Origin of the sequence: Rheinheimera sp. EpRS3 (assembly GCF_001513785.1) — a bacterium.
In the GTDB taxonomy this organism is placed as follows: Bacteria; Pseudomonadota; Gammaproteobacteria; order Enterobacterales; family Alteromonadaceae; genus Alishewanella.
This window is the reverse complement of record NZ_LNQS01000001.1, coordinates 291,809-313,163: the sequence shown is the minus strand read 5'-3', so window position 1 is coordinate 313,163 and position 21,355 is coordinate 291,809. Positions and strand designations below refer to the sequence as shown.

The 21,355-nt window shown below is 50.6% G+C and carries 21 protein-coding genes; 4 read left to right on the top strand and 17 right to left on the bottom strand.

Annotated features, from left to right (window positions below; translation table 11 throughout):
• Position 1: 1 nt before the first annotated feature.
• The 4 genes from AR688_RS01395 to AR688_RS01380 form a co-directional block, all read right to left on the bottom strand.
• Positions 2-1,039, bottom strand: a complete 1,038-nt coding sequence (locus tag AR688_RS01395) for a hypothetical protein (protein ID WP_068228099.1) — start codon at positions 1,037-1,039, stop codon at positions 2-4.
• Positions 1,040-1,044: 5 nt separating this feature from the next.
• Complete coding sequence (locus tag AR688_RS01390) at positions 1,045-2,094, bottom strand: hypothetical protein (RefSeq protein ID WP_068228096.1); 1,050 nt, start codon at positions 2,092-2,094, stop codon at positions 1,045-1,047.
• 372 nt (positions 2,095-2,466) lie between these two features.
• Complete coding sequence (locus AR688_RS01385) at positions 2,467-3,231, bottom strand: hypothetical protein (RefSeq protein WP_068228093.1); 765 nt, start codon at positions 3,229-3,231, stop codon at positions 2,467-2,469.
• A gap of 22 nt (positions 3,232-3,253) precedes the next feature.
• Positions 3,254-3,508: a hypothetical protein gene (locus tag AR688_RS01380; RefSeq protein WP_068228090.1), complete on the bottom strand. Its 255-nt coding sequence runs from the start codon at positions 3,506-3,508 to the stop codon at positions 3,254-3,256.
• Positions 3,509-3,525: 17 nt separating this feature from the next.
• Here AR688_RS01380 and AR688_RS01375 point away from each other — a divergent pair, with 17 nt between their 5' ends.
• Positions 3,526-4,050 (top strand): helix-turn-helix domain-containing protein, encoded by a 525-nt coding sequence (locus AR688_RS01375; RefSeq protein WP_068228087.1) that lies wholly within the window; start codon positions 3,526-3,528, stop codon positions 4,048-4,050.
• A gap of 79 nt (positions 4,051-4,129) precedes the next feature.
• Here the strand turns inward: AR688_RS01375 and AR688_RS01370 are convergent, their stop codons facing one another.
• The 3 genes from AR688_RS01370 to AR688_RS01360 form a co-directional block, all read right to left on the bottom strand.
• Positions 4,130-7,009, bottom strand: coding sequence for an insulinase family protein (locus AR688_RS01370; RefSeq protein WP_068228085.1), 2,880 nt, complete (start codon positions 7,007-7,009; stop codon positions 4,130-4,132).
• Between the two features lie 130 nt (positions 7,010-7,139).
• Positions 7,140-8,030, bottom strand: coding sequence for a ZIP family metal transporter (locus tag AR688_RS01365; protein WP_068228084.1), 891 nt, complete (start codon positions 8,028-8,030; stop codon positions 7,140-7,142).
• The gene (locus tag AR688_RS01360) at positions 8,027-8,635 is read right to left on the bottom strand and encodes a superoxide dismutase (protein WP_068228082.1); all 609 of its coding nucleotides are present in this window, start codon (positions 8,633-8,635) and stop codon (positions 8,027-8,029) included. The genes AR688_RS01365 and AR688_RS01360 overlap by 4 nt, the downstream gene beginning before the upstream one ends.
• 91 nt (positions 8,636-8,726) lie before the next feature.
• Here AR688_RS01360 and AR688_RS01355 point away from each other — a divergent pair, with 91 nt between their 5' ends.
• The gene (locus AR688_RS01355) at positions 8,727-9,173 is read left to right on the top strand and encodes a hypothetical protein (RefSeq protein WP_068228077.1); all 447 of its coding nucleotides are present in this window, start codon (positions 8,727-8,729) and stop codon (positions 9,171-9,173) included.
• A 10-nt stretch (positions 9,174-9,183) separates the two neighbouring features.
• Complete coding sequence (locus AR688_RS01350) at positions 9,184-9,552, top strand: hypothetical protein (protein WP_068228074.1); 369 nt, start codon at positions 9,184-9,186, stop codon at positions 9,550-9,552.
• Between the two features lie 34 nt (positions 9,553-9,586).
• Here the strand turns inward: AR688_RS01350 and bfr (AR688_RS01345) are convergent, their stop codons facing one another.
• A complete protein-coding gene (bfr, locus tag AR688_RS01345; RefSeq protein WP_068228072.1) occupies positions 9,587-10,054 on the bottom strand; it encodes a bacterioferritin in 468 nt (155 codons plus the stop codon).
• Positions 10,055-10,528 (bottom strand): bacterioferritin, encoded by a 474-nt coding sequence (gene bfr, locus AR688_RS01340; protein ID WP_068228070.1) that lies wholly within the window; start codon positions 10,526-10,528, stop codon positions 10,055-10,057.
• A 260-nt stretch (positions 10,529-10,788) separates the two neighbouring features.
• Here bfr (AR688_RS01340) and AR688_RS01335 point away from each other — a divergent pair, with 260 nt between their 5' ends.
• Entirely contained in the window at positions 10,789-12,291 is a 1,503-nt protein-coding gene (locus tag AR688_RS01335; protein WP_068228067.1) for a S10 family peptidase, read from the top strand.
• Positions 12,292-12,349: 58 nt separating this feature from the next.
• On the opposite strand, the gene AR688_RS01330 is transcribed toward AR688_RS01335, so the two are convergent.
• From AR688_RS01330 to AR688_RS01295, 8 genes are all read right to left on the bottom strand, one after another.
• The gene (locus AR688_RS01330; protein WP_068228065.1) at positions 12,350-13,204 is read right to left on the bottom strand and encodes a DMT family transporter; all 855 of its coding nucleotides are present in this window, start codon (positions 13,202-13,204) and stop codon (positions 12,350-12,352) included.
• A 101-nt stretch (positions 13,205-13,305) separates the two neighbouring features.
• Complete coding sequence (locus AR688_RS01325; protein WP_068228063.1) at positions 13,306-13,716, bottom strand: ExbD/TolR family protein; 411 nt, start codon at positions 13,714-13,716, stop codon at positions 13,306-13,308.
• Positions 13,717-14,457 (bottom strand): MotA/TolQ/ExbB proton channel family protein, encoded by a 741-nt coding sequence (locus AR688_RS01320; RefSeq protein WP_068228061.1) that lies wholly within the window; start codon positions 14,455-14,457, stop codon positions 13,717-13,719. It lies immediately after the preceding gene.
• On the bottom strand, positions 14,457-15,158 hold the full coding sequence (locus AR688_RS01315) for an energy transducer TonB (RefSeq protein ID WP_197412081.1): 702 nt from the start codon (positions 15,156-15,158) through the stop codon (positions 14,457-14,459). The genes AR688_RS01320 and AR688_RS01315 overlap by 1 nt, the downstream gene beginning before the upstream one ends.
• Positions 15,159-15,226: 68 nt before the next feature.
• Positions 15,227-17,539, bottom strand: a complete 2,313-nt coding sequence (locus tag AR688_RS01310) for a TonB-dependent hemoglobin/transferrin/lactoferrin family receptor (RefSeq protein ID WP_068228057.1) — start codon at positions 17,537-17,539, stop codon at positions 15,227-15,229.
• Between the two features lie 23 nt (positions 17,540-17,562).
• Positions 17,563-18,159 carry an EF-hand domain-containing protein gene (locus tag AR688_RS01305; RefSeq protein WP_068228054.1) on the bottom strand — a complete coding sequence of 199 codons (597 nt, stop codon included), beginning with the start codon at positions 18,157-18,159 and terminating at the stop codon, positions 17,563-17,565.
• 30 nt (positions 18,160-18,189) lie between these two features.
• A complete protein-coding gene (locus tag AR688_RS01300) occupies positions 18,190-18,999 on the bottom strand; it encodes a DUF4198 domain-containing protein (RefSeq protein ID WP_068228052.1) in 810 nt (269 codons plus the stop codon).
• 190 nt (positions 19,000-19,189) lie between these two features.
• Entirely contained in the window at positions 19,190-21,310 is a 2,121-nt protein-coding gene (locus AR688_RS01295) for a S9 family peptidase (protein WP_068228049.1), read from the bottom strand.
• Positions 21,311-21,355 lie beyond the last annotated feature (45 nt).

The following is a 21,355-nucleotide window of genomic DNA, read 5'->3' as shown; positions in this document are numbered from 1 at the left end:
ATTACTGCCCGGCCATCTGCTGTAAAAACTGCAGGCGCTGCAACTCTTCAGCATCAGGTTGCCAGGGTTCGTCGGTTAGCTGGCTTAACGCAAAGTAATCCAGCTTATATTCTGCTTTTTCACTGTCGCCATATTGGGTTAATTCGCCAGGCACGGCCGGGCGCTTTTCCAGCACAAAGGTGCCTAAAATATAAGGCCCGCTTTGCTGTTGCAGCACCGCTTTAAAGGCCCGTAAGGTTATTTCACCCTGGCCTTCGCTTAGCTTGGCGTTGCCGGTTAGCAGGGCTAACGGCTGGCGTTGTTCGGTAAATAAATTGGCCCGTAAGCGGTAATAACCGGCTTGGTGTACGGTTACTTTTACCGGAATTAGCATATCACTACCTACGGCATGGCTATCACCCACGCCGGTAATAGTGGCTACCGGGTGGCTGTATTCAATACCGGTTTTTAGCACTTGCTGCTGGCCGTTGGCGCTAAAGTTCACGATGATTTCAAAAGCGCCGTTCCAGTCATCTTGTGCATCTAAGGTAGCAGACCAGTTAGCCGCTGTACCGCGCAGTTCGTCAGTGGCCACTACTGTGTTTGAGCTTTCTGCACTAAGCGCCACACTAACATCTAAAACCTGAATACCACTTACCTGCAGCGTTACCGGTATGTCCTCGGGGTAGCTAAAGCGGAATTTTGGCAGCACTATCGTTGCGCTGGCACCGCCCTCAAGGGGCACGGTTTGTGGAATATAGCGGTTTGGCGCCAGCAAGTGTTCATCATCCGCGCTTAGCGGCCGGGAATACGGCGGTAGCTCAAGCTCTGTGGCATAAGCGCTGGCCAGTAATTTAAAGCTTTCGCTTACCGGCTGGGGGATTTTTTCAGTTACGTTAATTTGCTGCGGCTTAGCTGCCGGCGTATTAGCCGGCTCAACGACCTCGGGCGGCGTTATAATTTTCGGCGCTGTTTTTGGCACCACCGTTGCCGGTTGTGGCCAGAAAAACCATAAGCCTGCCAGCACCGCTGACAGGCTTAATAATAACCACTTTTTCATTAATGCTAGTTCGCTGCCTGATACACCAGGGCCGACATACTGGTGTTATTCGAGTTACGCACTATGCGATAACGCGAGCTAAACACCCACCAGCCACGGTTTTCGTCAAAAGTATTAAATTGCAGCCGCTCGCCATTTAAATAATTTACGCTATTGCTGGCGGCTGTCACTTCATCAGTGGCGCTATTGGCAATAACATCGCTGTGACTGTAGCCTTCGCTCATTAACATCGGGTAATGGTACGGCATAAAGCTGGCTGGCCCGCTAACCGATGCCAACTTGCCGTCAAAGGCCACGCTGCGTGAACAACTGTTAAAGCTGCCAGCGCTGGCCGCACCGCAGCTGGAATGGCTGGCCACTACGCCGTCATCCTCACCTGGCAAAAATGCACCGGTGGCACCTAAAAAGTCAGATCCGGCGCCAACAAAACGTAAGCGCGGCACCCGGCTGTCGGGGAAAGCGGCTAACTGGCGTGCAGTGTTTACCCGTAAATCGTTTAACACACCAATGTTAGACGGTGACGGTATTTGCCCCAGCCACAAAGATATGGCCAGCCGCAGCGCGCCATCAATCAGGCCGGAGCCACCGGCGACATTGACTGCTAAATCGGCCAGTTCTACCCCGCCGCCAGCACCGGCGAAATCAAACGTCGCGACAATATTCAGCGGTTGTAAGCCCGCGTTTTGCAGCCACAGCGCCTGGTTATCAATAATGTAACGGGTAACTAAATCACCGGTAGAGTGCGACACAAAAATACAGCCGCTGGCGCAGATGCCATTTTGTGACAGCTGTTGCAACTTAGGCCAGACATAGTCACTGGCAATTTTACCGGCCACCCGTTCTTGCGATGGCCAGTCAATACGCACATCGGCGCGGTCGCGCCAGTACTCGGCCCAATACTCTGCACCATTAGTGCTTACCTGGCTGCCGGTAGGCCGGCTGGCTAAATTATCTGGCTGAAAACCGTGTACCAATACCACCGGATAACCGCCCACAGCAGCCTGCGCCGCGCCGCTAAACAGGCCCGCCAGTAAAAGCAGGGTAGATTTTTTCATTTGGGTTGTCCTCGTCTTTTCTCTGCTGAAACAGGGTTCTTGCTAAGATTATCGTTATTATTCTGCCGCCCTTTCCGTCAGGCTCATTACAACTCCACCAACAAGATAGACCAGTTCACTTTGAATGCAATACACTGATTTTGCTGCCAGCAAGCTGCCAGACCAGCTAAACCGGTACCGGTGTTTGAATTTTCTTAAACAGAGAAAAATGTGAATAGCGCCACAGCAGCCTTACACCGGCGGTATGCTTTTTAGGTAGATAAAAAGCAGCTAAAACACTGTTTAAAGTGATTGCTCAAACTATTTTTGTTTTTGTGCCATGCCCAGACAACTTAATGGCTTTTAAATACAGTCAGGCCACAAATTACCAGGTTAATCTGCAGTGTGCAGCCTGATGCTTTGCATAATGCTGTGCTCTGCCGCACGTGCGTTGGCATGCCAGTAGTGAAAATAGGCCGGTAAATTTGCTTTGTACGCAAAACGGATTTTTAGGTAAAACTGCTCTGACAGCGGGTAACAATAGTAGTAATACTGCCGGGTAAAAGCCCGGCTGGCGTGCGTGTAATGCAGCCATTGCTGGCTGCCAAAATGTTTAATGCTATAACACTGCGGTAGTTGCTCTTTATGCCGTAACGCAGCGTATTGCTGTGTTTGCCCGGCAAGTAATTTATTGCTGTGCCTACAGGCCTCGTAGTGTTGTAAAGCGTGTTTTAGCTGCGCAGCACTACCAGAAATAGTGCTGCCGCTTGAATCTTTGCTCTGCCCGCTCAGATAGTGGCCTAACCGCTCAATATTATGCCGTGCAATATATTTACCCTCTGTAACCTGCTTTAGCCAGATCGATAGCATTAACTGCCCCAGCGGCTCGCCGTGCGTTCTTAAAAAATGCCCGCTATACCAATATTGCTGCTGGTTTATACAGACAAAACGATGCTGCTGCCGGTGATCGGTATGCAACTCAAACCAGCCCGGAGTTTTATACGGAAACAACAGCGGAAATGCCATTGGGCTGGCGCAAGGCACGCAAAACGCTAACAGATCATTATCTAGCAGCACTTTGTAGTTAAAGCGTGCATAGGCATCTGGCCCACCATGAAAGCTACGGCCTGTAATGCGTTTTAAAAAGTTCTTTATCATACCAGCGCCAGCACTGTGCAATTTACGCTGTTATGTTGTTAGTTTGTGCGGCATCACTACAGGTAAACTTACGCTGCTTACACCACGCCAAAGCCAGTTCGTCCATCAGCTCGGCTTTAATGGCCAAAGTCAGCCAGATCCCGGTTTTATCCTGCTCCAGAATACATTCAGTTGGGTTTCGTAAGTCAATGTAAGCACAAGGAATATTGTCACCGTGTACGGTTTTCTCACTAAACACGATATGCGCCACCGACTTTGCGTTAACATTGCGGTTCATAACAGAGATCTCCCTGTATGTTATTGGGTGCCAAGAGCAAATATGCCGCCAACAACACTCTTCGCTTTTACGTTTTTTTCACATTATTGCGCATTACGCAAATTTATCAAGTTAATTTTGCAGCAACCGCTTTGTGCATCTGTGCCAATGCACCGAGAATCGCACAGATGAAAATTGGCAACATATTGAGACATAGAAGAAAACTGCTAGGGAAAACCCTGGAGGATGTTGCTTATGCCGCAGAAACTGATGCAGGAAATTTGTCACGCATAGAGCGCGACGAGCAGCGCCCGTCGCTGGATTTACTGGAAGCTATCGCCCACGCCCTAGATACGCAGGTGTCGGCGCTGTACCAAAGTGCCGAGGCACAAAACCATACTCAGGTAATGGAGCAAAGCAACAATTACAACCCTTCTGCTACTGCGGTAGACGCGCAATTGGCTTTGTTACTTAAGCATTACCATAGCCTGACCGACGAAGGCCGAGCATTGGCGGTTAACCTTATTAGCACACTGAAAAAACCCCATAGCGCTGGCAAGTAAGCAACCTTGGTTCAGGCGCTATAGCCCACAGAGAACAAACGAAAAACGCAGCCGAAGCTGCGTTTTTTTACGGTAAAGCTTACTGCTTTTTCATCTGCTGATGAAAAGCGGCCACGTCGGTTACCTTAGTCTGGCCGGGTAGATCGGCAAACGGCTGGTCGCGGAATTTAGTACCGCGCATTTGCACCGAAATTCGTGCTGCGTTGTCATTTAGCATTGTTTCGCGATAAAAGGCTTTTACCTGCTCCAGAGTGACCTGCTCTACAGCGGCAATTAACTGCTGTTTGCTGTCGAAACTGAATTTCTCGCGGTACCAGTCGGTAATTAATGGCCCTACTTCGTCCTGCAGGTTTTTCGCCGGCTCTTTTAGCGTTATCAGTGTGCTGGCTTTAAGCTGGGCAAAAGCATCTTCGGTTAACTTATCCAGCTCGGCGGCATATTGCTGCTTAAAGCTGTCAAAGCGTGCCTGCATATCAGCGACACCTTTTACCGGCGTTTGAATATACATGGCAAAACCAGTGTAGTTTTCTATTTGCATAGCTGTGCCACCCACGGCATAGGCCAGTTGCTCTTCGGTACGCAGTTTGTCAAAGGCCACATTGCTAAAATGACTGTTCAGCACTGTTGCCCGTGCCAGCTGGGTATAGGAAGGATCCGGGTGTATATGCACATCTACCAGGCCAACGTCGGCTACATCGATATCTTTTTGCAGTACCAGTTTTTCACCGGCAGCTGGTTGCCAGTAAGCTGTGCGGCTGTATGGCTGCTCGTTACGCTGCGCTGGCAGTGCCTGCTGCACAGTAGCAACCACCTGCGCTATGGCGGCTTTATCATAGTTACCAAAGGCGAATACCCGCAGTTGATTATTCGCCAGCGTATCGGCAATAAAGCTTTGCAGCTGGGCAATGGTTAAACTGTTGGCAGCAGCAATTAACTGCTCTGGCTCATAGTTACCATTGCGCACCAGGGTGTTGTAGCCATTAAATGCCTGATAAAACGGGAATTGCTTACCCTGGTTTTGTAAGCCGCGGATATAGCGATCTTTAGCCTGGGCAAAGCTTTGCTCGTCAGTAGTCACCACCACACCTGCCAGGGCCTGTTGCAACAACTCCGGCTGTTTGTCAGTAAAACCGGCTACCGTCAGCGCCATACCGCTGCCTGCGGTTAACCGCAGCTGCATACCGGCAATATCAGCTTCGGTGGCCAGCACGCTTTGTTGCAGACTGAAAATGTCGCGCCACAGTGCCAGGGCTACTCTGGCTTTAATATCCTGTTGTGGTGCCGGCGTATTGATAAAAATTTCCAGCACGCCACGCGGCTGGCTGGCAAACTGCTGGCTGGGGTACAACCAGGCGGTAATGCCGTTTTGCTGCAGCACAATTTCTGGTTTAGCTTGCTGTACCGGTGCTACCAGCTCAAAGTTTTCCGGTAACAGCCGGTTTACTGCCGGTAAGTTCAGGGCCAGCTGCGGGCTTTGTTGCCAGCTTTGCTGCTCTTCGCTACTGATATCGGTAATTTTATATTTGCCGTCGTAAAAATGCAGGCTGCTATCATGCGGCTCTTGCTTGCTGACATACCATACGCGCAGGCGCTGCGGCGTTAACTGCGCCAGCACATCTTTAATGGCTTTGGCGTCAAAACGCTGGTAGTAAAACGGCGCATTTACTGCATTGCGGGCCGGTACTTTTTGCATAGCATCGGCCAGGTTAGATACATAGCCAAATTCGTCACCTTTTTCCAGAAAACGGAATTGGTTGTTCAGGCTGGTTTGAATTTCACTGAAGTATTTGCTGTCTACACCCTGCTGTTTTACCAGCTCAATGTACTGCATGATAGTAGCCACTATGCCTTCACGGTTTTGCATACCGGCGTCGGTGAGCTCTACGTCTATGCTTAGCGAGCCGTAATTGCCATATAAGTCGGGCGAGGCGCTAACGTTTAGCTTAGAAATAAGCCCCATTGCTTTTAGCTGCGCCGCCGGTGTGCCGGGCATTTCGGAGCCCAGCAGGTAGCTGATAAATTCATTTGGTTTAACGGCAAACTGTTCGCTGTTGTTGCTGATGGTAAAATCCAGCCGTAACTGTTTTACATCGTTATTCGGCACATAGTGAATGCGTTTGCCCCCCAGCTGGCTAAAATCCAGCTCTGCAGTTACAGCAGGTTTTTCAATGTTCTTATTAACAATACTGCTAAAGTGTTTGCTGGCCAGTTGCTCCATTTCGCTTAGCGGTAAATTACTTAGCAGGGCCACTTTCATAATATTGGCCGAGTAATACTGGTTATAAAACGCTACGGTTTCAGGATGCAGTTTACTGTCGTCTTTATCGCCGAGCGTTTCCAGGTTGCCAATTAAAAACCGGTTCGCCGGGTGGCTGCCCATCATACCGCGTGACAAATTGTACTGGCCAAAGTAGTCCATTTCGCGGCGCATTGACCACTCTGCATTAACGGCATTTTTCTCTTTATCGGTGTATTCAGGGTATAGCTTGGGGGCTTTAAAAAAATCGGAAAAACGGTCCAGCGCTTCGTCGTAAGCGTTGTTATTTACCTTAAACATATAGTTGGTAATATCAAGCCAGGTGTAAGCGTTTTGTGCGCCGCCGTTGGCAGTCATAAATTCGCTGTAGCCTTTGGTATCAGGGTAACGCTCGGTGCCTAAAAACAGCATATGCTCTAAATAATGTGCCATACCCTGCTGGCTCTTTGGATCTTGCAGTAAACCTACGCCGACACTTAACGCCGCAGCCGATTTTTCCGCTGTAGGATCTGATACCAGCAGCACTTCCAGTTTATTCGGCAGTACCAGGGTTTTGTAAGCACGGCTGTCGTTCGGGCTTACCACTACCTGGCCCTGCACCTGTTGCTGTGCAGCACGCGTATCGGCAGATAAACTACGCTCACCGGCACAACCGGTTAATACAGCCAGCGCTATTGCACTGATAACGAATATTTTTTTCATTGAACCACCACGATTAGACAACTTGTTACTTTTTGTGAAGGTCAATGTAATGAAAACAACTAGCCACTGCCAGCGCCAACCACAATTGGATTGTAATAAATTGTGTCGGCATGCTTATTGGGTCAGGTTATCAGCCCAGAGCGGTATCCAATAACATCATCAATACAAAGCCCAGCATTAGGCCGTTGGTAGCGGCCAGTTCGTGGCCCTGCCGGTGCGATTCAGGGATCATTTCATGGCTGATCACAAACAACATAGCACCTGCCGCCACTGCCAGGCCCCAGGGCAGCAACAGGCTGGACTCACCCAGCACCGCCGCGCCGACAATAGCCATAACCGGCTCGGTTAAGCCAGACAATATCGCAATACCCACTGCCAGTGCTCGGCTGTAACCCACTGCCAGCAGTGCCATTGCCACTACCAGCCCTTCAGGAATATCCTGCACCGATATGCCGGTAGCCAATGCGGTGGCAGCTGCCGTGTCGCCACCGGCAAAAGACGCACCGATAGCCAACCCTTCAGGGATATTATGCAGCGCTATAGCAAACACAAATAACCAGCTGCGGCGCAGGGTTTGGCCGCGCAGCCGGTCTTCGTCTTTAATAAAATGCTCATGTGGCACCAGCCGCTCCAGCATTAGCATAAAAGCACCGCCAAGCAAAATGGCCAGCGCCACACTGCCAGAGCTGCGCCATGGCGAAGCGCCACTGTCGGTTAGCAAAGCCAGTGCCGGTACGATTAGAGAAAACATACAGGCAGCCAGCATCACCCCGGCACCAAAGCCCAGCATTACATCAAGCAACTTTTGCTGTAACCGGCGCATAAACAACGCCGGTATTGCGCCAGCTGCCGTTGCGGTAGCCGCCACCATACCGGCATAAAAGGCATAGCGCACATTTGCTTGCTGTTGCATTAATACCACCAGTTGCTGCACCCCATAGCCTGCACCGGCCAGCACTATCAGCAAGCCCGCCAGTTTACGCAGCCCCAGCGCGGGCCATTGCAACAACATCTGCTTCATTGTTTCTCCTGATACAACCCCGCCACATAGGGCCAGTTAATCACATTAAAAAATGCTGCCACATAATCTGGCCGCTTATTCTGATACTGCAGGTAGTATGCATGTTCCCACACGTCCAGCCCCAGTATTGGTGTTAGCCCTTCCATTAACGGGCTGTCCTGGTTCGCACTGCTGCTTACCTGCAAGTTACCGTGCTGATCTTTTACCAGCCAGGCCCAGCCACTGCCAAACCGACTGAGTGCCGCCTGAATAAATTGCTGCTTAAATTGGACAAAGCTACCAAAGTGCTGCGTTATGGCTTCGGCCAGTTCGCCGGTAGGTTCGCTACCACCTTGCGGTGACATAACCTGCCAGAACAAACTGTGGTTAGCATGGCCACCACCATGGTTACGTACCGCCTGTTGTAACGGTTGTGGCAGTGCTGCTATTTCCTTAAGTAAACGCTGCAGTGGCCAGTCAGTATAGGCGCTGCCTTCAAGTGCTGCATTTAAACCGTTAACATAAGTTTGATGGTGCCGGCTATGGTGTATTTCCATAGTCAGTGCATCCAGGTGCGGTTCCAGCGCGTTGTAGTTATAAGGTAGTTCGGGTAACGTAAAGTTCATATCAACCTCCAATTAATGATAACCATTATCATTTGCATTTAGTCGAAAAACAAGCCATATTTTCAGTCAGGTTCCCGACAAGGTGAGTGATATGGATACGATAGAACACTGGAAACACATTATCCGCCAGGCCAACAGTGCTTTTGCGCACGACCACTATGTGCTGGCGGCCGACTTATACCAGCAGGCCGCGGTGTTGCTAACACAGGCCTGGCCAGAGTATGAAGCCAGATCGGCCGACAATTTTATACCCGGTGCGCCCGATGGCGCCGCATTGCTGATTATTTGCTTGTCGATCAGCGTGCAGAATTTGGCCGAAACCTATGCCAGACAACAACGCTGGCGCCGCTGTCTTGCCACGTTAAACCGCGCCTTACAGCAAGTGCTGCAACTGCAGGCGCAGTTACCTGATACCCACCCGGCCAATGTGGCACTGCTGCGTGAAAGCTGCAGCCTGCGCCGTGAACTGTGCCGCTTTTCGCAGTTAGCACCCATTACACAAACGGCAACGCAGCCCGCCTCTGCCACACTGCATTAAGGAGCCCATTATGCTGATACAAAGTTCATTGTGGCAGGATTTCAGCCGCCTGAGCCGGCAACTAAAAGCAGGAACGATCATGCCAGATGATCATCACCGGCTGGTATCTGATTACAGCTGTCGCTGCTGTCAGTTGGCCACTATGTTGGAGCGGCAAAACAGCAGTTTATTGCAGGAATGGTGCTTGCGCTATGCGCTATTTACACTGGCAGAAGGCGCCGTTAATCCGCAACAAACTGCGGCGCAGCGCCAGGCGTGTATGGATATGTTGTATATGCCGTTAATTGCACTAACCCGGCTATACCAGCGCCAGCCACAAGGTCAGGCCGAGCTGGCGGCACTGCATGCAAAACTAAAATATTGTTTTGCATGCCATTAGGCGCCGCTATTACATCTGGGGATGCAGCAAGCAGTTACATCTGCGACTGCAAATAGTTGGGCAGGCCCAGCAGTTTAATCAAGTTTAGCTGCTGCTCCAGCCAGTGGGCGTGGTCTACCTCGGTGTCGTCCAGCAACTGTTGCAACATAGCACGGGTAACGTAGTCTTGCTCTTGCTCGCACAGCGCCATCGTTTGCTTTAACAGCTTTTGCACGGTGTATTCTACGTTTAAATCGTTTTGCAGCATGGCAGGTACATCTTTACCCACGTGAATGGCGTCTCGCTTGCTCATATCCGGCACACCTTCTAAGAAGATAATGCGTTCAATCAGCTTGGAGGCATGGCCTTTTTCATCGTCAAACTCGTGATCAATGCGTTCAAACAGCTTGTGCAGGCCCCAGTCGTGATACATGCGCGAGTGAATAAAGTACTGATCCATCGCGGCCAGTTCATTAGCCAGCAGTACGTTTAGTGCATCGATAATTTTGCTGTTGCCTTTCATTTACTCGCCTCCCAGCTGTGCCTGCAGGTAATTTGCCAGCCCCATAGTGCTGATTTGGTGCTGCTGCGTTTCCAGCCAGTCCAGATGTTCTTCTTCATATTCCAGAATTTCAGTCAGAATATCGCGGCTAACGTAGTCTTGCTCGGTTTCGCACAATGCTATGGTGTCGCGCAGCAGCGGCAGTTGTTCTACCTGAAACTCCATATCGCACTGCAGCATTTCTGGCGTGTCTTCACCAATGCGCAATTTACCCAGCGCCTGTAAATTAGGCAGGCCTTCCAGCATTAAAATACGTTCGATCAGCTCATCGGCCTGCTTCATATCTTTAATCGACTTTTTGTAGCACACATCGTTGAGTGCTTTTAAGCCCCAGTTTTTATAAATGCGGGCATGCAGAAAGTACTGATTAATAGAGGTTAATTCAGCTGTCAGTATTTCATTTAGCTTAGACAGCACCTGCGGATTGCCTTTCATGTAATGTACCTTTTCTGTCGCGACAAGAATTGCTGCACAGTGTAGACCAAAATCACCCTTCACGCAAAATTATGTTTATAATCAATAACATATTACTGATAACCATTCGTATTATTAACTCGTTTAGCTTAACGTTTAATTAGCGCATTAAAGCTTAAGCCGGATTTCAGGGCGCTTGTCTCAAGCCTTTTGAATTGTCTGGCATTTTACGGTAAACAGAGAGTGGTATTACTTACCTATAATAATAATCCGGGGGTCCGATGAAACTGTTCCAACCTATAGCCTTGCTGCTACTGCTGTGCAGCACTGTGGTACTGGCAACTGAACGCCAGATTGAAATTGACAGCAATGTGAGCACAGAGCATAAAACCGAAGTTAACGGCAAGCGCTTTAGCTATACCGCCACTACCGGCACCCAGCCGGTGTGGGATGAAGACGGTGTACCTACCGCCACCTTGTTTTATACCTATTATCAGCGCAGCGATATTAAAGACCGTAGCAAACGCCCGTTGTTAATTTCCTTTAATGGCGGTCCGGGCTCTGCCTCAGTATGGATGCACGTTGCCTACACTGGCCCTAAAGCGCTGGTTATTGATGAAGAAGGCTATCCGGTACAACCGTATGGCGTTAAAACCAACCCGTATTCTGTGCTCGATGTTGCCGATATTGTGTTTGTTAACCCGGTAAATACCGGTTACTCACGCGTATTGCCGGGTAAAGACGGTAAAATGCCGTCCAAAGATCAGCAGCAAAAAATGTTCTTCGGTGTTAATGCCGACGTTAAATACCTGGCCGAGTGGTTAAATACTTTTGTTACCCGCAATGAGCGCTGGCAGTCACCGAAGTTTTTAATTGGCGAAAGCTACGGCACTACCCGGGTATCCGGCCTGGCGCTGGCGCTGCAAAACCAGCAGTGGATGTACTTAAACGGCGTGGTACTGGTGTCACCTACAGACATTGGTATAGAACGCAACGGCCCGGTAAAAGCCGCCAACCGCCTGCCGTATTTTGCCGCCGCAGCCTGGTACCATAAAGCACTTAACAGTGACCTGCAGCAAAAAGACTTATACGACATACTGCCGGAAGTAGAAGACTTTACCCTTAACCAATATCTGCCGGCCCTGGCTAAAGGTAATGCTATAAGCAACGAAGAAAAACAACGCATAGCCCAGCAGGTCGCCAGTTACTCCGGCTTATCGCTGCAAGCGGTGCTGCAAAACAACCTGGATATTCCTACCAGCTATTTCTGGAAAGAACTGCTGCGTGACCGTGGCCAAACCATCGGCCGGCTGGATTCACGTTATTTAGGTATTGATAAGCGCGATGCCGGCGACCGGCCAGACTACAATGCCGAGCTAACCTCCTGGCTGCACTCGTTTACCCCGGCCATTAACCATTATCTGCGTAATGATCTGAACTACAAAACCGACATTAAATACAATATGTTTGGCCCGGTACACCCGTGGGACAGATCTGATGACAGCACCGGCGAAAACCTGCGCCAGGCCATGGCACAAAACCCGTATCTGAAAGTGATGACGCAATCAGGCTACTTTGACGGCGCCACCAATTATTTCGATGCCAAATACAATATGTGGCAGCTGGATCCAAGTGGCAAAATGAAAGATCGCATGAGTTTTAAAGGCTACCGCAGCGGCCATATGATGTACCTGCGTTATGAAGATTTGAAGAAATCGAACGACGACCTGCGCGAGTTTATCTTAGATGCTTTACCGGCTGACGGTGTAGCAGCGAAGTATTAATACTGCTGCAAAACGCTATCAGACAAATCCCTGCTTCGGCGGGGATTTTGCTTTAAAGCTAACGTGATGGCTGTGTACGGTTTGCAGCTAACACTACCAGTGCGATACCGCCCAGAATAGCCAATGACGCCAGCAACAAGCGCAGGGTTAGCGGCTCCTGCAATAACAATACACCACCCAGCGCTGCCAGCACCGGAACACTTAGCTGCACCGTGGCAGCTGTTGTTGCTTTTAGTAACGGTAAAGCGGTGTACCAGATGGCATAACCGATACCAGAGGTTAAAACACCGGATAGCAGCGCATACCCTACCCCTGCACTGTCTAACGACGCCTGTTTTATTAACAATACACTTAGCAACAGCGCCATCGGCACTGCCCGGATAAAGTTACCGCTGGTTACCGCAAGCGGATCGCCTGCACCTTTGCCGCGCAGCGAGTACACGCCCCAGGCCACACCGGCAGCTAACATCAGCAAAGCCCCTGACAGCGGCGGTGCCGACAACCCCGGCAGCAACAAACCAATAAGCCCCGAGCAGGCCAGCAACAAACCCAGCCACTGCACCAGACTAAAGCGTTCACCACACCACAGGCCGTAAGCTATCATGCTGGTTTGCACTGCCCCGAACAGTATCAGTGCGCCAATACCGGTGTTCAGCTGAATATAAGCAAAGGAAAACCCGGCAGCATAAACAAACAGCGCCAGCGCTGATAGCCAGTTACCACGGCCGCTATATTCACTCCGGCGCAATACTACTAACGCCCATAATGCCACAGCGCCGGATATCAGCCGGATACTGGTAAAACTGGCAGCATCTATCTGGGTATGCGCCAGTGCCGCACGGCATAGCAGCGAATTACCGGCAAAGGCGACAAGCGCCAGCAGGGTTAACAGCACAACACGGGTATAAGGCATGGTAAGGCCTCAGAAAACAATATAGTTTGCAGCAGGCTAGCATTAAAACCGACCCGATAATATCGAGACAAAAGTTGTAGTTAAAGAATATAACGCCAGAGTTAATGTATCGGCTCGGTAACAAAACCTAATTGCGTAATGCCCAGTTGCTGCGCCAGTGCCATTACGTTAAGCACATGCTGGTATTCCACCGCTTTATCGGCCATTAGCTGCAACAGCGGTTGCTGAGGTAACTGCGCTATGTGTGCCAGCTTGTGTTGCAGTTGCTCTGCTGTAACCACTTCGCTATTCCATTGCACGCTGCCGTCGCGCAGTACACTGATGGCAATGCTGTCGGGTGTTGCAGCTGCAGGCTTTGCACTGGCTTTTGGCAACTCTACCAGCACTGTCTGAGTTAATACCGGCATGGTGATCATAAAAATAATCAGCAGTACCAACATTACATCAACTAGCGGTGTCATATTGATTTCGCTGATAATTTCATCATCCTGCGAGTCTGTGGCGAAGGCCATTTAGGCACTCTCCTCGTTACTGGCCTGCTTAGTGTTTAACACACTGACACTGGCTTTAGGCGCAGCACCAGTGAGAAAATACGCATGTAGTTGATGGGCAAAGCGGTTAAGACGGGTAATAACACCTTTATTGGCCCGTTGCAGTGCGTTGTAGCCCAGCACTGCCGGTATGGCCACCGCCAAACCAACGGCAGTCATAATTAATGCCTCACCTACCGGGCCGGCTACTTTATCAATACCTGCCTGGCCGGATACCCCTATGCTAACCAGCGCATGATAAATACCCCACACCGTGCCAAACAGGCCGATAAAAGGTGCGGTAGACCCCACTGACGCCAGCACCGGCAGGCCACGCTGCAGTTGTTGTACGTTATCGTCAATGGCATTACGCAAACAGGCTCTTAGCCAGTCATTTAAACTTAGCTGGCCGTGTAAGTCGGCTTTATGCAGGCTGTGATGATCAACCGCCGCCTGGCCTTCTTCGGCCAGCATACGGTATGGGCTGGCGCTGTTGTGCGGTTGCAGCAGCTGCAAACCCTGGGCAAAGCTTTGCGCATGCCAGAAATCCCGCGAGGCTTTATTGGCCGGGCGCAGGCGCCACAGCATCAGGCTACGCCAGATGATCACACTCCAACTGGCAACCGACATTAACAGTAGCAACAGCGCCACGCCTTTTATTACCCAGTCGCCCTGCGCCCAAAGCGCGGCCAAGCCATAAGGGTTGTCTGTTAGTTGCGTCATTAGTTAACTCCTTCGGTTAAGGAAAAGGCTACCCGCTGGCGGTAACGGTAATCTATTGCTGTGTCGCCACGGCGTGCCGCCTGATAACGCCAGTGCTGCACTGCACTGAGCGCAGCCTGATCTAATCTTGGATAGCCACTACTTTGCAGCACGATAATATTGGCTACGGTGCCATTAACCAGCACGGTAAGTTCCAGCACTACTGTGCCCTGCTCGCGCAGTTTGCGCGATAACTGTGGGTATACCGGCGGCGCGTTATAGTGCGCTGTAGCATTTAACACCGGCGCTGATACCGGCACGGCTGTGGCGGCGTGGTTGTGTTTTACGCCCGGGTTACTTTGCTCAGTTAGCTGCTGCGCAGTTGCTGTAGCAACAGGTGTCGGCTGAGCAGCTGTGTTGGGCTGAGCGGTTGCTTTTGTTAAAGGCCGGGCCGGCTGGTTTTCTGCCTGGGTTTGCTTAAGCGCACGCTTAGCTGCCGGTTTAACTACAGGCTTAATTTCTTGTTTCACTACCGGTTGCGCTTCTGCTGTAGCTACAGGTTTTTGTTCAGGTGGTGGCGCAGCAGCTTGTTGCGAAGCCGGCTGCGCCACTAATACCCCGGTTAATACTGGTGGCTGTATTGCTACTGTGCTTGGATCTGCAGCCAGATGCCAAACCAGTGGCAGCAGGTGCGCACTGAGTACCGCGCCCAGCGTAAACAAAAAGCCCCCTGCTTTAACAGTAGGGGGAAGGCTTTGCGCCAGCGGTTGCATAGCGGCGGGAGAAAACATCAGAAGCTATAACTAATGGCCAGTTTGGCGTAACGGCCAGGCTCGCTGTAACGCTGCAGGCCGGTACCGTCAGGCAGCACACCACCGCGCACACCACTACCTACCCAGTTGGTAACAAAACGTACCCGCTGCCATTGGTAATATTCTTCGTCGAACAGGTTATAAATACCGGCTCTTAGCTGCCAGTTTGGCGTAAGGTCCAGTGTGCCCATCAGATCAACCACGGTGTAGCTGTCGGTCAGATAAGGCTTTGCTTCAAAATCACTTTCTGTTGAGTCATAGGCGTCTTTGGCTTTTTTAGCCGCACTGTGGGTTACATTCGCGGTAATATTCCAGTTAGCACCGTCGTAGCGAAAGCCCAGCACTGCCGAAGCCGGGTTAATGCTGCGCAGCGGGTCGCCGTTTTCTTTCTCACCCTCGTTATATGAATAAGCCAAACGCGAGCTAAAGGCGCGGCTAATGCGCCAGGCGGCTTCCAGTTCCACGCCTTTTACGTCAGCTTCACCAATATTATCAATGGTGTTGTACTGGTTACCCTGCGCCTCGGTGCAAACGCCACGGGTACAGGTTTCATACACCACATCGGGGTTTTGTATCCGGGTAACAGTATCAATCATATCGCTGTACTGATCTTTAAACAGTGATACACCCAATAACAGATTATCGGTTTGATAGCGGTACCCCACTTCCAGATTAAGGCTGCGCTCAGCTTTTAAATCCGGGTTAGCGATGCTGCTCCATAGATCATCTACTACAGTGCCAGTGGCCTGTTCGGTGCGGCTGATTAGCGAGGTGGGTGAATACATTTCTGCTACTGTCGGCGCCCGAAAACCGCGTCCGGCCTGAGCCCATACCTGATGCGCCTTGGTTATCTGGTAGGTCAGGTTGGTTTGCCAGGTAAAGGCGGTGAAATCGACGTCGGTTACGGTTTGGCTGTCATCGCTAAATTGCTCGTTTAACTCAGGGCTGTATTTTAGTGAGTCAAAGCGGCCGCCAAGGCGTAATGTCCAGCGTGGGTCAAACTTGATCACGTCGCGGGCATACAGGCTAAGTGCGGTTACATCGGTTTTTGGCACCTGATCCGGGTCAATTACCGCTGGGCTTGCCAGCTCATCTGTCTGGCCAATATAACGGCTGTCGATAGCTGAATATTCCACACTGCGCCGTTCAGCCGAACCACCATACAACCACTGCTGGTGTAAGGTATTGCCGAACAGTTCTTTATCCAGCGCCACGGCCAGCTTAAGTTGTTGCTGCTTAAAATCACGATCTTCACTGCGCAGGCAAGGTGATACTTCACCATTTACTGCACCACTGCAGCCGGTAGTTAGCATGGTGGTTAAACCATTAGTGTAATTTGACTGGTAATCTACCGTTGCATTTACGCTATCAGCAAAGGCCTGGGCAGCCAGCCACTCGTATTGCAGACCAAAGCGTTTGCGCTCAATTTCATCATCACCCAGCCGGGATAAATAAGTGCTGTCCAGCCTGGATTGGTTGTCCAGCTCGCTTTGTTGTTTAAAGTATTCGCCGGTCCAGCCCAGACGCTGACTATCCGTTAGCTGATATTGCAGCTTGGCCAGAATATTATTGCTGCTGTAATCCAGTGGATCGGCAATAGTGCGCCCGGCACCGCTAATATTGTCGCCAGAACGGGCCGTTTCAGTTTCACTGCCATCACGGCGGGTATACACCAGTAAAGATTCCAGCTTGCCGCTGCGGTTAGCCACAGTGCCACTGAACGAGGTTTCGTCATTTGAGCCGCTAAAACCGGCAGACAAACCAATATGGCTGTCATCACCTTCTGCAGTTAAATAGTCGGCCGGATCTTTGGTAACAAACAGCACTGCCCCGCCTAAAGCACCGCTGCCGGCGGCGATAGCATCAGCACCTTTTACAATTTCAATTTGCTTGAGTGCATCGATATCAACTCCGCCTCTGGCGGAGCGGAAAAACTCATAAGCAACAAAAGTGGGTGGGTCCAGCGTTTCACCCAGTGACAAACCATCTACGGTAATGGCTACCCTATCACCATCTAAACCACGTATATTAAAGCCATTGCTGCCAAAGCGGCCCATATCGGTAGTGGTAACCCCAGGCACAAAGCGCACTGCATCAGCAATATTTTGTGCCTGCTGTTGTTGTAGCTGCTGTGCGCTGAGTTGCTCAGTTTGTTTGCTGTTAGCCTGGGTTTGCACCGCCTGCGCGGTTACCGATACGGTATCCAGCTCTGGTGCTGCGTTATCCGCCAGTGCTTGGGTGGCAAAGCCCCCCGTTACCGCCAGTGCCAATAAAGTGTACTGCATAGCCATGTTACTGTTCTCCTGAGTGCGGCTTAGTCGGCTTTTTTGCCGGTCTGGCTTATTTGCTGGTCGAGCCGGCCGGCAAATTCTGTAACGTATTCGTCGTAGCTCAGCTGGCCATCGCCATTGGCATCGGTAGCCGCAAACTGTGCTGCACGGCCTTTGGCATATTCTTCGCGGCTGATTACGCCATCTTTATTGCTGTCGTACATAGCCAACATACCGTCAACAGAATGGGTGGTTGGCATTTTTAACAGGCGTTCTCGTCTTGGCTGTTCAGTGCCCTGCGCTTGCTGCTGACGGGTTTGCTCTGAGCGCGTGTCTTGGCCACGCGGTTCTGGTTTAGGATCGGCAGCAGATAACACGCCGTCTTTATTGGTATCCATCCGCTCAAAGGCTAAATCACCAGAGCGGTTAAATTCAGCACGGCTGATATAGCCATCTTCGTCTTTATCAAGCGCATTAAAGCGCACATGCGTCTGGCGCAAGTGGCCGGCACGTTCGCTTGCCAGCTGCTTTTGCTGCGCCTCGCTTAAACGTGGCATGTCGGAGGCCGAAGTGCTGCAGGCACTCAGGTAAGCACTGCTTAGCGCCAAAAATAAGGTGGTGTATAAATGTTGTTTGTTCATGGGTAAAACTCCTGCGCTAACGGGTGGGCGCTATTGGGTAACTTCCAGCACAACGCTGTAGCTATAACTGTATTGCGGCACTTTGGCGCTGGCCGGAGCATCAGCGCGATAGCGGCTTAGCAGCAAATAAGTACCGGCTTTTTCGGGTTTAAAGCTGATAATACCGGCGGCATCAGTTGTCAGTTGCTGCGTCACTTTTTCGTCATTGGCACCGGTTTCAACGAAATACGCATTTACCGCCTGCTGCGCCAGCGGCTTGCCGTTAAACAGCACACGGGCTCTTAAGGTGCTGTCGGTGTAGAGATCATTCGGGTGGCTGAGAAACTCCAGCTCCAGTGCTTCGCCACCGGGTTTTAAGGCGTTATGGTCTGGTGCACCTTTGCTGACATAGGTTTCAGCCCGGGTTACCGCCTGAAAATGCGCAATAGATTTGGCCCCGGCCGGTAATTTGAAGTTTTCATCGCGGCTGTTTTTCCGCTCGCCGTCTTGCTCATAGGTATGAAATACCGCGCCGTAGCGCAGGCCGGTGCTAAAGCGGTAAGTGCCGTCGTCGGTTAACTGGTGCTCTGCCGTAGTGCGGGTATGGCTGTATTGCACCAGTGCCGGTTTAACTGCAGTACCAGCCGGTGTCAGCACACTAAACTGACTGTTATCAAAGGCCACTTCGGGAATAAAAAAGCGGTCGGCAAAGGCGGCATCCAGGCTTACCCAGCCGCCGCGGATCGGCTCAAAACTGGCGGGCTGTAAATACGGCACATGGGCTTGTACAGCAAAAGGGGCGGCAAAGCTGCCCGACAATAGCGCAGCAGCAAAAATAGCCCGGTTAAGTGGCAACAACATAACGGCTCCTTTAATGATAATAATTCTTATTTAACTTGCGAGCCGAACTTTAATCTAACTGAGAATCATTTGCAAATGATAATTGATCTTATTTACATAGCTTAACGACATCAGCAAAACAATAAACCTTAACAAACGGGCAGAAAAAAGCCGGGCTATTTAGCCCGGCTTAGTATGGTGTTACAGCGGTTTATTCAGTTTGCCCCAGCAGGTTAAGAATAAACGCATACTCCTGTGCGTACTCAGTTAAGCGTGAAAAGCGGCCTGATTTACCACCGTGGCCAGCCTCCATATTGGTTTTAAACAATAATGGCTGGTTGTCGGTTTTAAGCGTACGTAATTTAGCTACCCATTTGGCCGGTTCAAAATACTGCACCTGGGAATCATGTAAGCCGGTGGTGACCAGCAATGCCGGGTAAGCCTGCTTGCTTAGTTGATCATACGGCGAGTATGACAGCATATAATCGTAATAAGCTTTTTGCTTTGGGTTGCCCCACTCGTCAAACTCGTTGGTGGTAAGCGGAATACTTTCATCCAGCATGGTGGTAACCACATCAACAAAAGGTACATGTGCTACCAGCGCGCGGTATTTTTCTGGCGCCATGTTTGCCACAGCGCCCATCAGCAAGCCGCCGGCGCTGCCCCCCATGCCAAACACCTTATTTTTGGCTGCGTATTTATTGGCTACCAGATAATCGGTTACGGCGATGTAATCGGTAAAAGTATTAATTTTTTTCAGCAGTTTGCCATCTTCATACCAGTGGCGGCCCATTTCCTGGCCACCGCGAATATGGGCAATAGCATAAACAAAACCCCGGTCAACCAACGAGAACACGGTAGAGCGGAATGATGGATCAGACGAGCTGCCATAAGAGCCGTAAGCATACTGGTACAAAGGTGCAGTACCATCGGCTTTAAAGCCTTTTTTATACAATAAAGACACCGGTATTTTTACGCCATCGGCGGCGGTGGCCCATACGCGATCAGTCGCGTAATTATTTTTATCGAAACCGCCCAATACTTCGGTTTCTTTAAGCAGCTGTTTTTCACCGGTTTTCATATTCAGCTGATAGACACTTTGCGGTGTGGTCAGTGATGTATAGGTGTAGCGCAACCAGTCGGTATTTTGCTCCGGGTTGGTTTCAAAGGTGGTGACATAGGCTGCTTCGTCTGATGCGACATAAAAGGCTTTATCAGGTGCGTTCCATGGCATCACTTTAATACGGCGCAAACCGTCGCTACGCTCGCTGATGGCCAGGTAATTGTCGAACGCTTCAAAGCCATCAATAAACACTTTTTCATCGTGCGCTACCAGCGGCTGCCAGTTATTGCGATCGCCCAGCTTAGCGGTTTCTACTGTCATCAAGCGAAAATTAGGTGCATCCCAGTCAGTGTTGATAATCCAGCGGCCATTAAGATGCTCGGCCGTATACTGAAAATCACGCTGGCGTGGTGCTATAACTTTAAACTCACTTTGTGGCTTGCTGGCATCCTGCACCCGTATTTCGCCAGACACTGTGCTGCTGGAATAAATCATTACATATTTGTCGTCCAGCGTGTTGCCCACGCCCATGTAGAAGCTGTTGTCTTTTTCTTCATATACCTGACGGGCACTGGACGGATCATTGCCCAGCGTATGCTGCAATACCTTAGTACTAAGCAGGGTTACCGGGTCGTTTTTAATCACGTACAGCGTTTTATTGTCCTGTGCCCAGGCCAGGCTGCCGGATAAACCGGTAAGTTGATCGGGTAAATCCTGCCCGGTGCGTAAATCGCGCACTTTAAGGGTAAACTGACGCCGGCCATTACTGTCTTCCATGTAGGCCAGCAGGTTTTGGTCCGGGCTTACCTGCCAGTTAGCCACCTGATAAAAATCTTTCCCCTGCGCCAGCTGGTTAACATCCAGCATAATTTGCTCGGTGCCGTCTTTTAACGATTTACGCGCATAAATCGGATATTCCTGGCCCGTTTCAAAACGACGGTAGTAGCTGTAATCGCCTTTGTTATAAGGTACTGAGCTGTCGTCCTGCTTTATACGGCCGATAATTTCATCTGTCAGTTTGGTCGTTAGCGGCTGATATTTGCTGGCGTATCCGGCAAAGTATTCATTTTCCTGCTGCAAATAGTCCAGCACGGTTGGCGAGGTGCGGCTGTCGTCGCGCAGCCAGTAAAAAGGGTCTTGCCGGTCACCATTGGGTGACTTAACGGTATACGGCTGTTGCACGGCCACCGGTGCCGCCGGCTGGGCAGCATGGGCCAGGCCGCTACTAATCAGGGCAGTAAATAATAATGAATAGAATGTTGTTTTCATGGTTAGGCTCTTTATAACGGTAACAAATGAAATTAGCACGCTGTA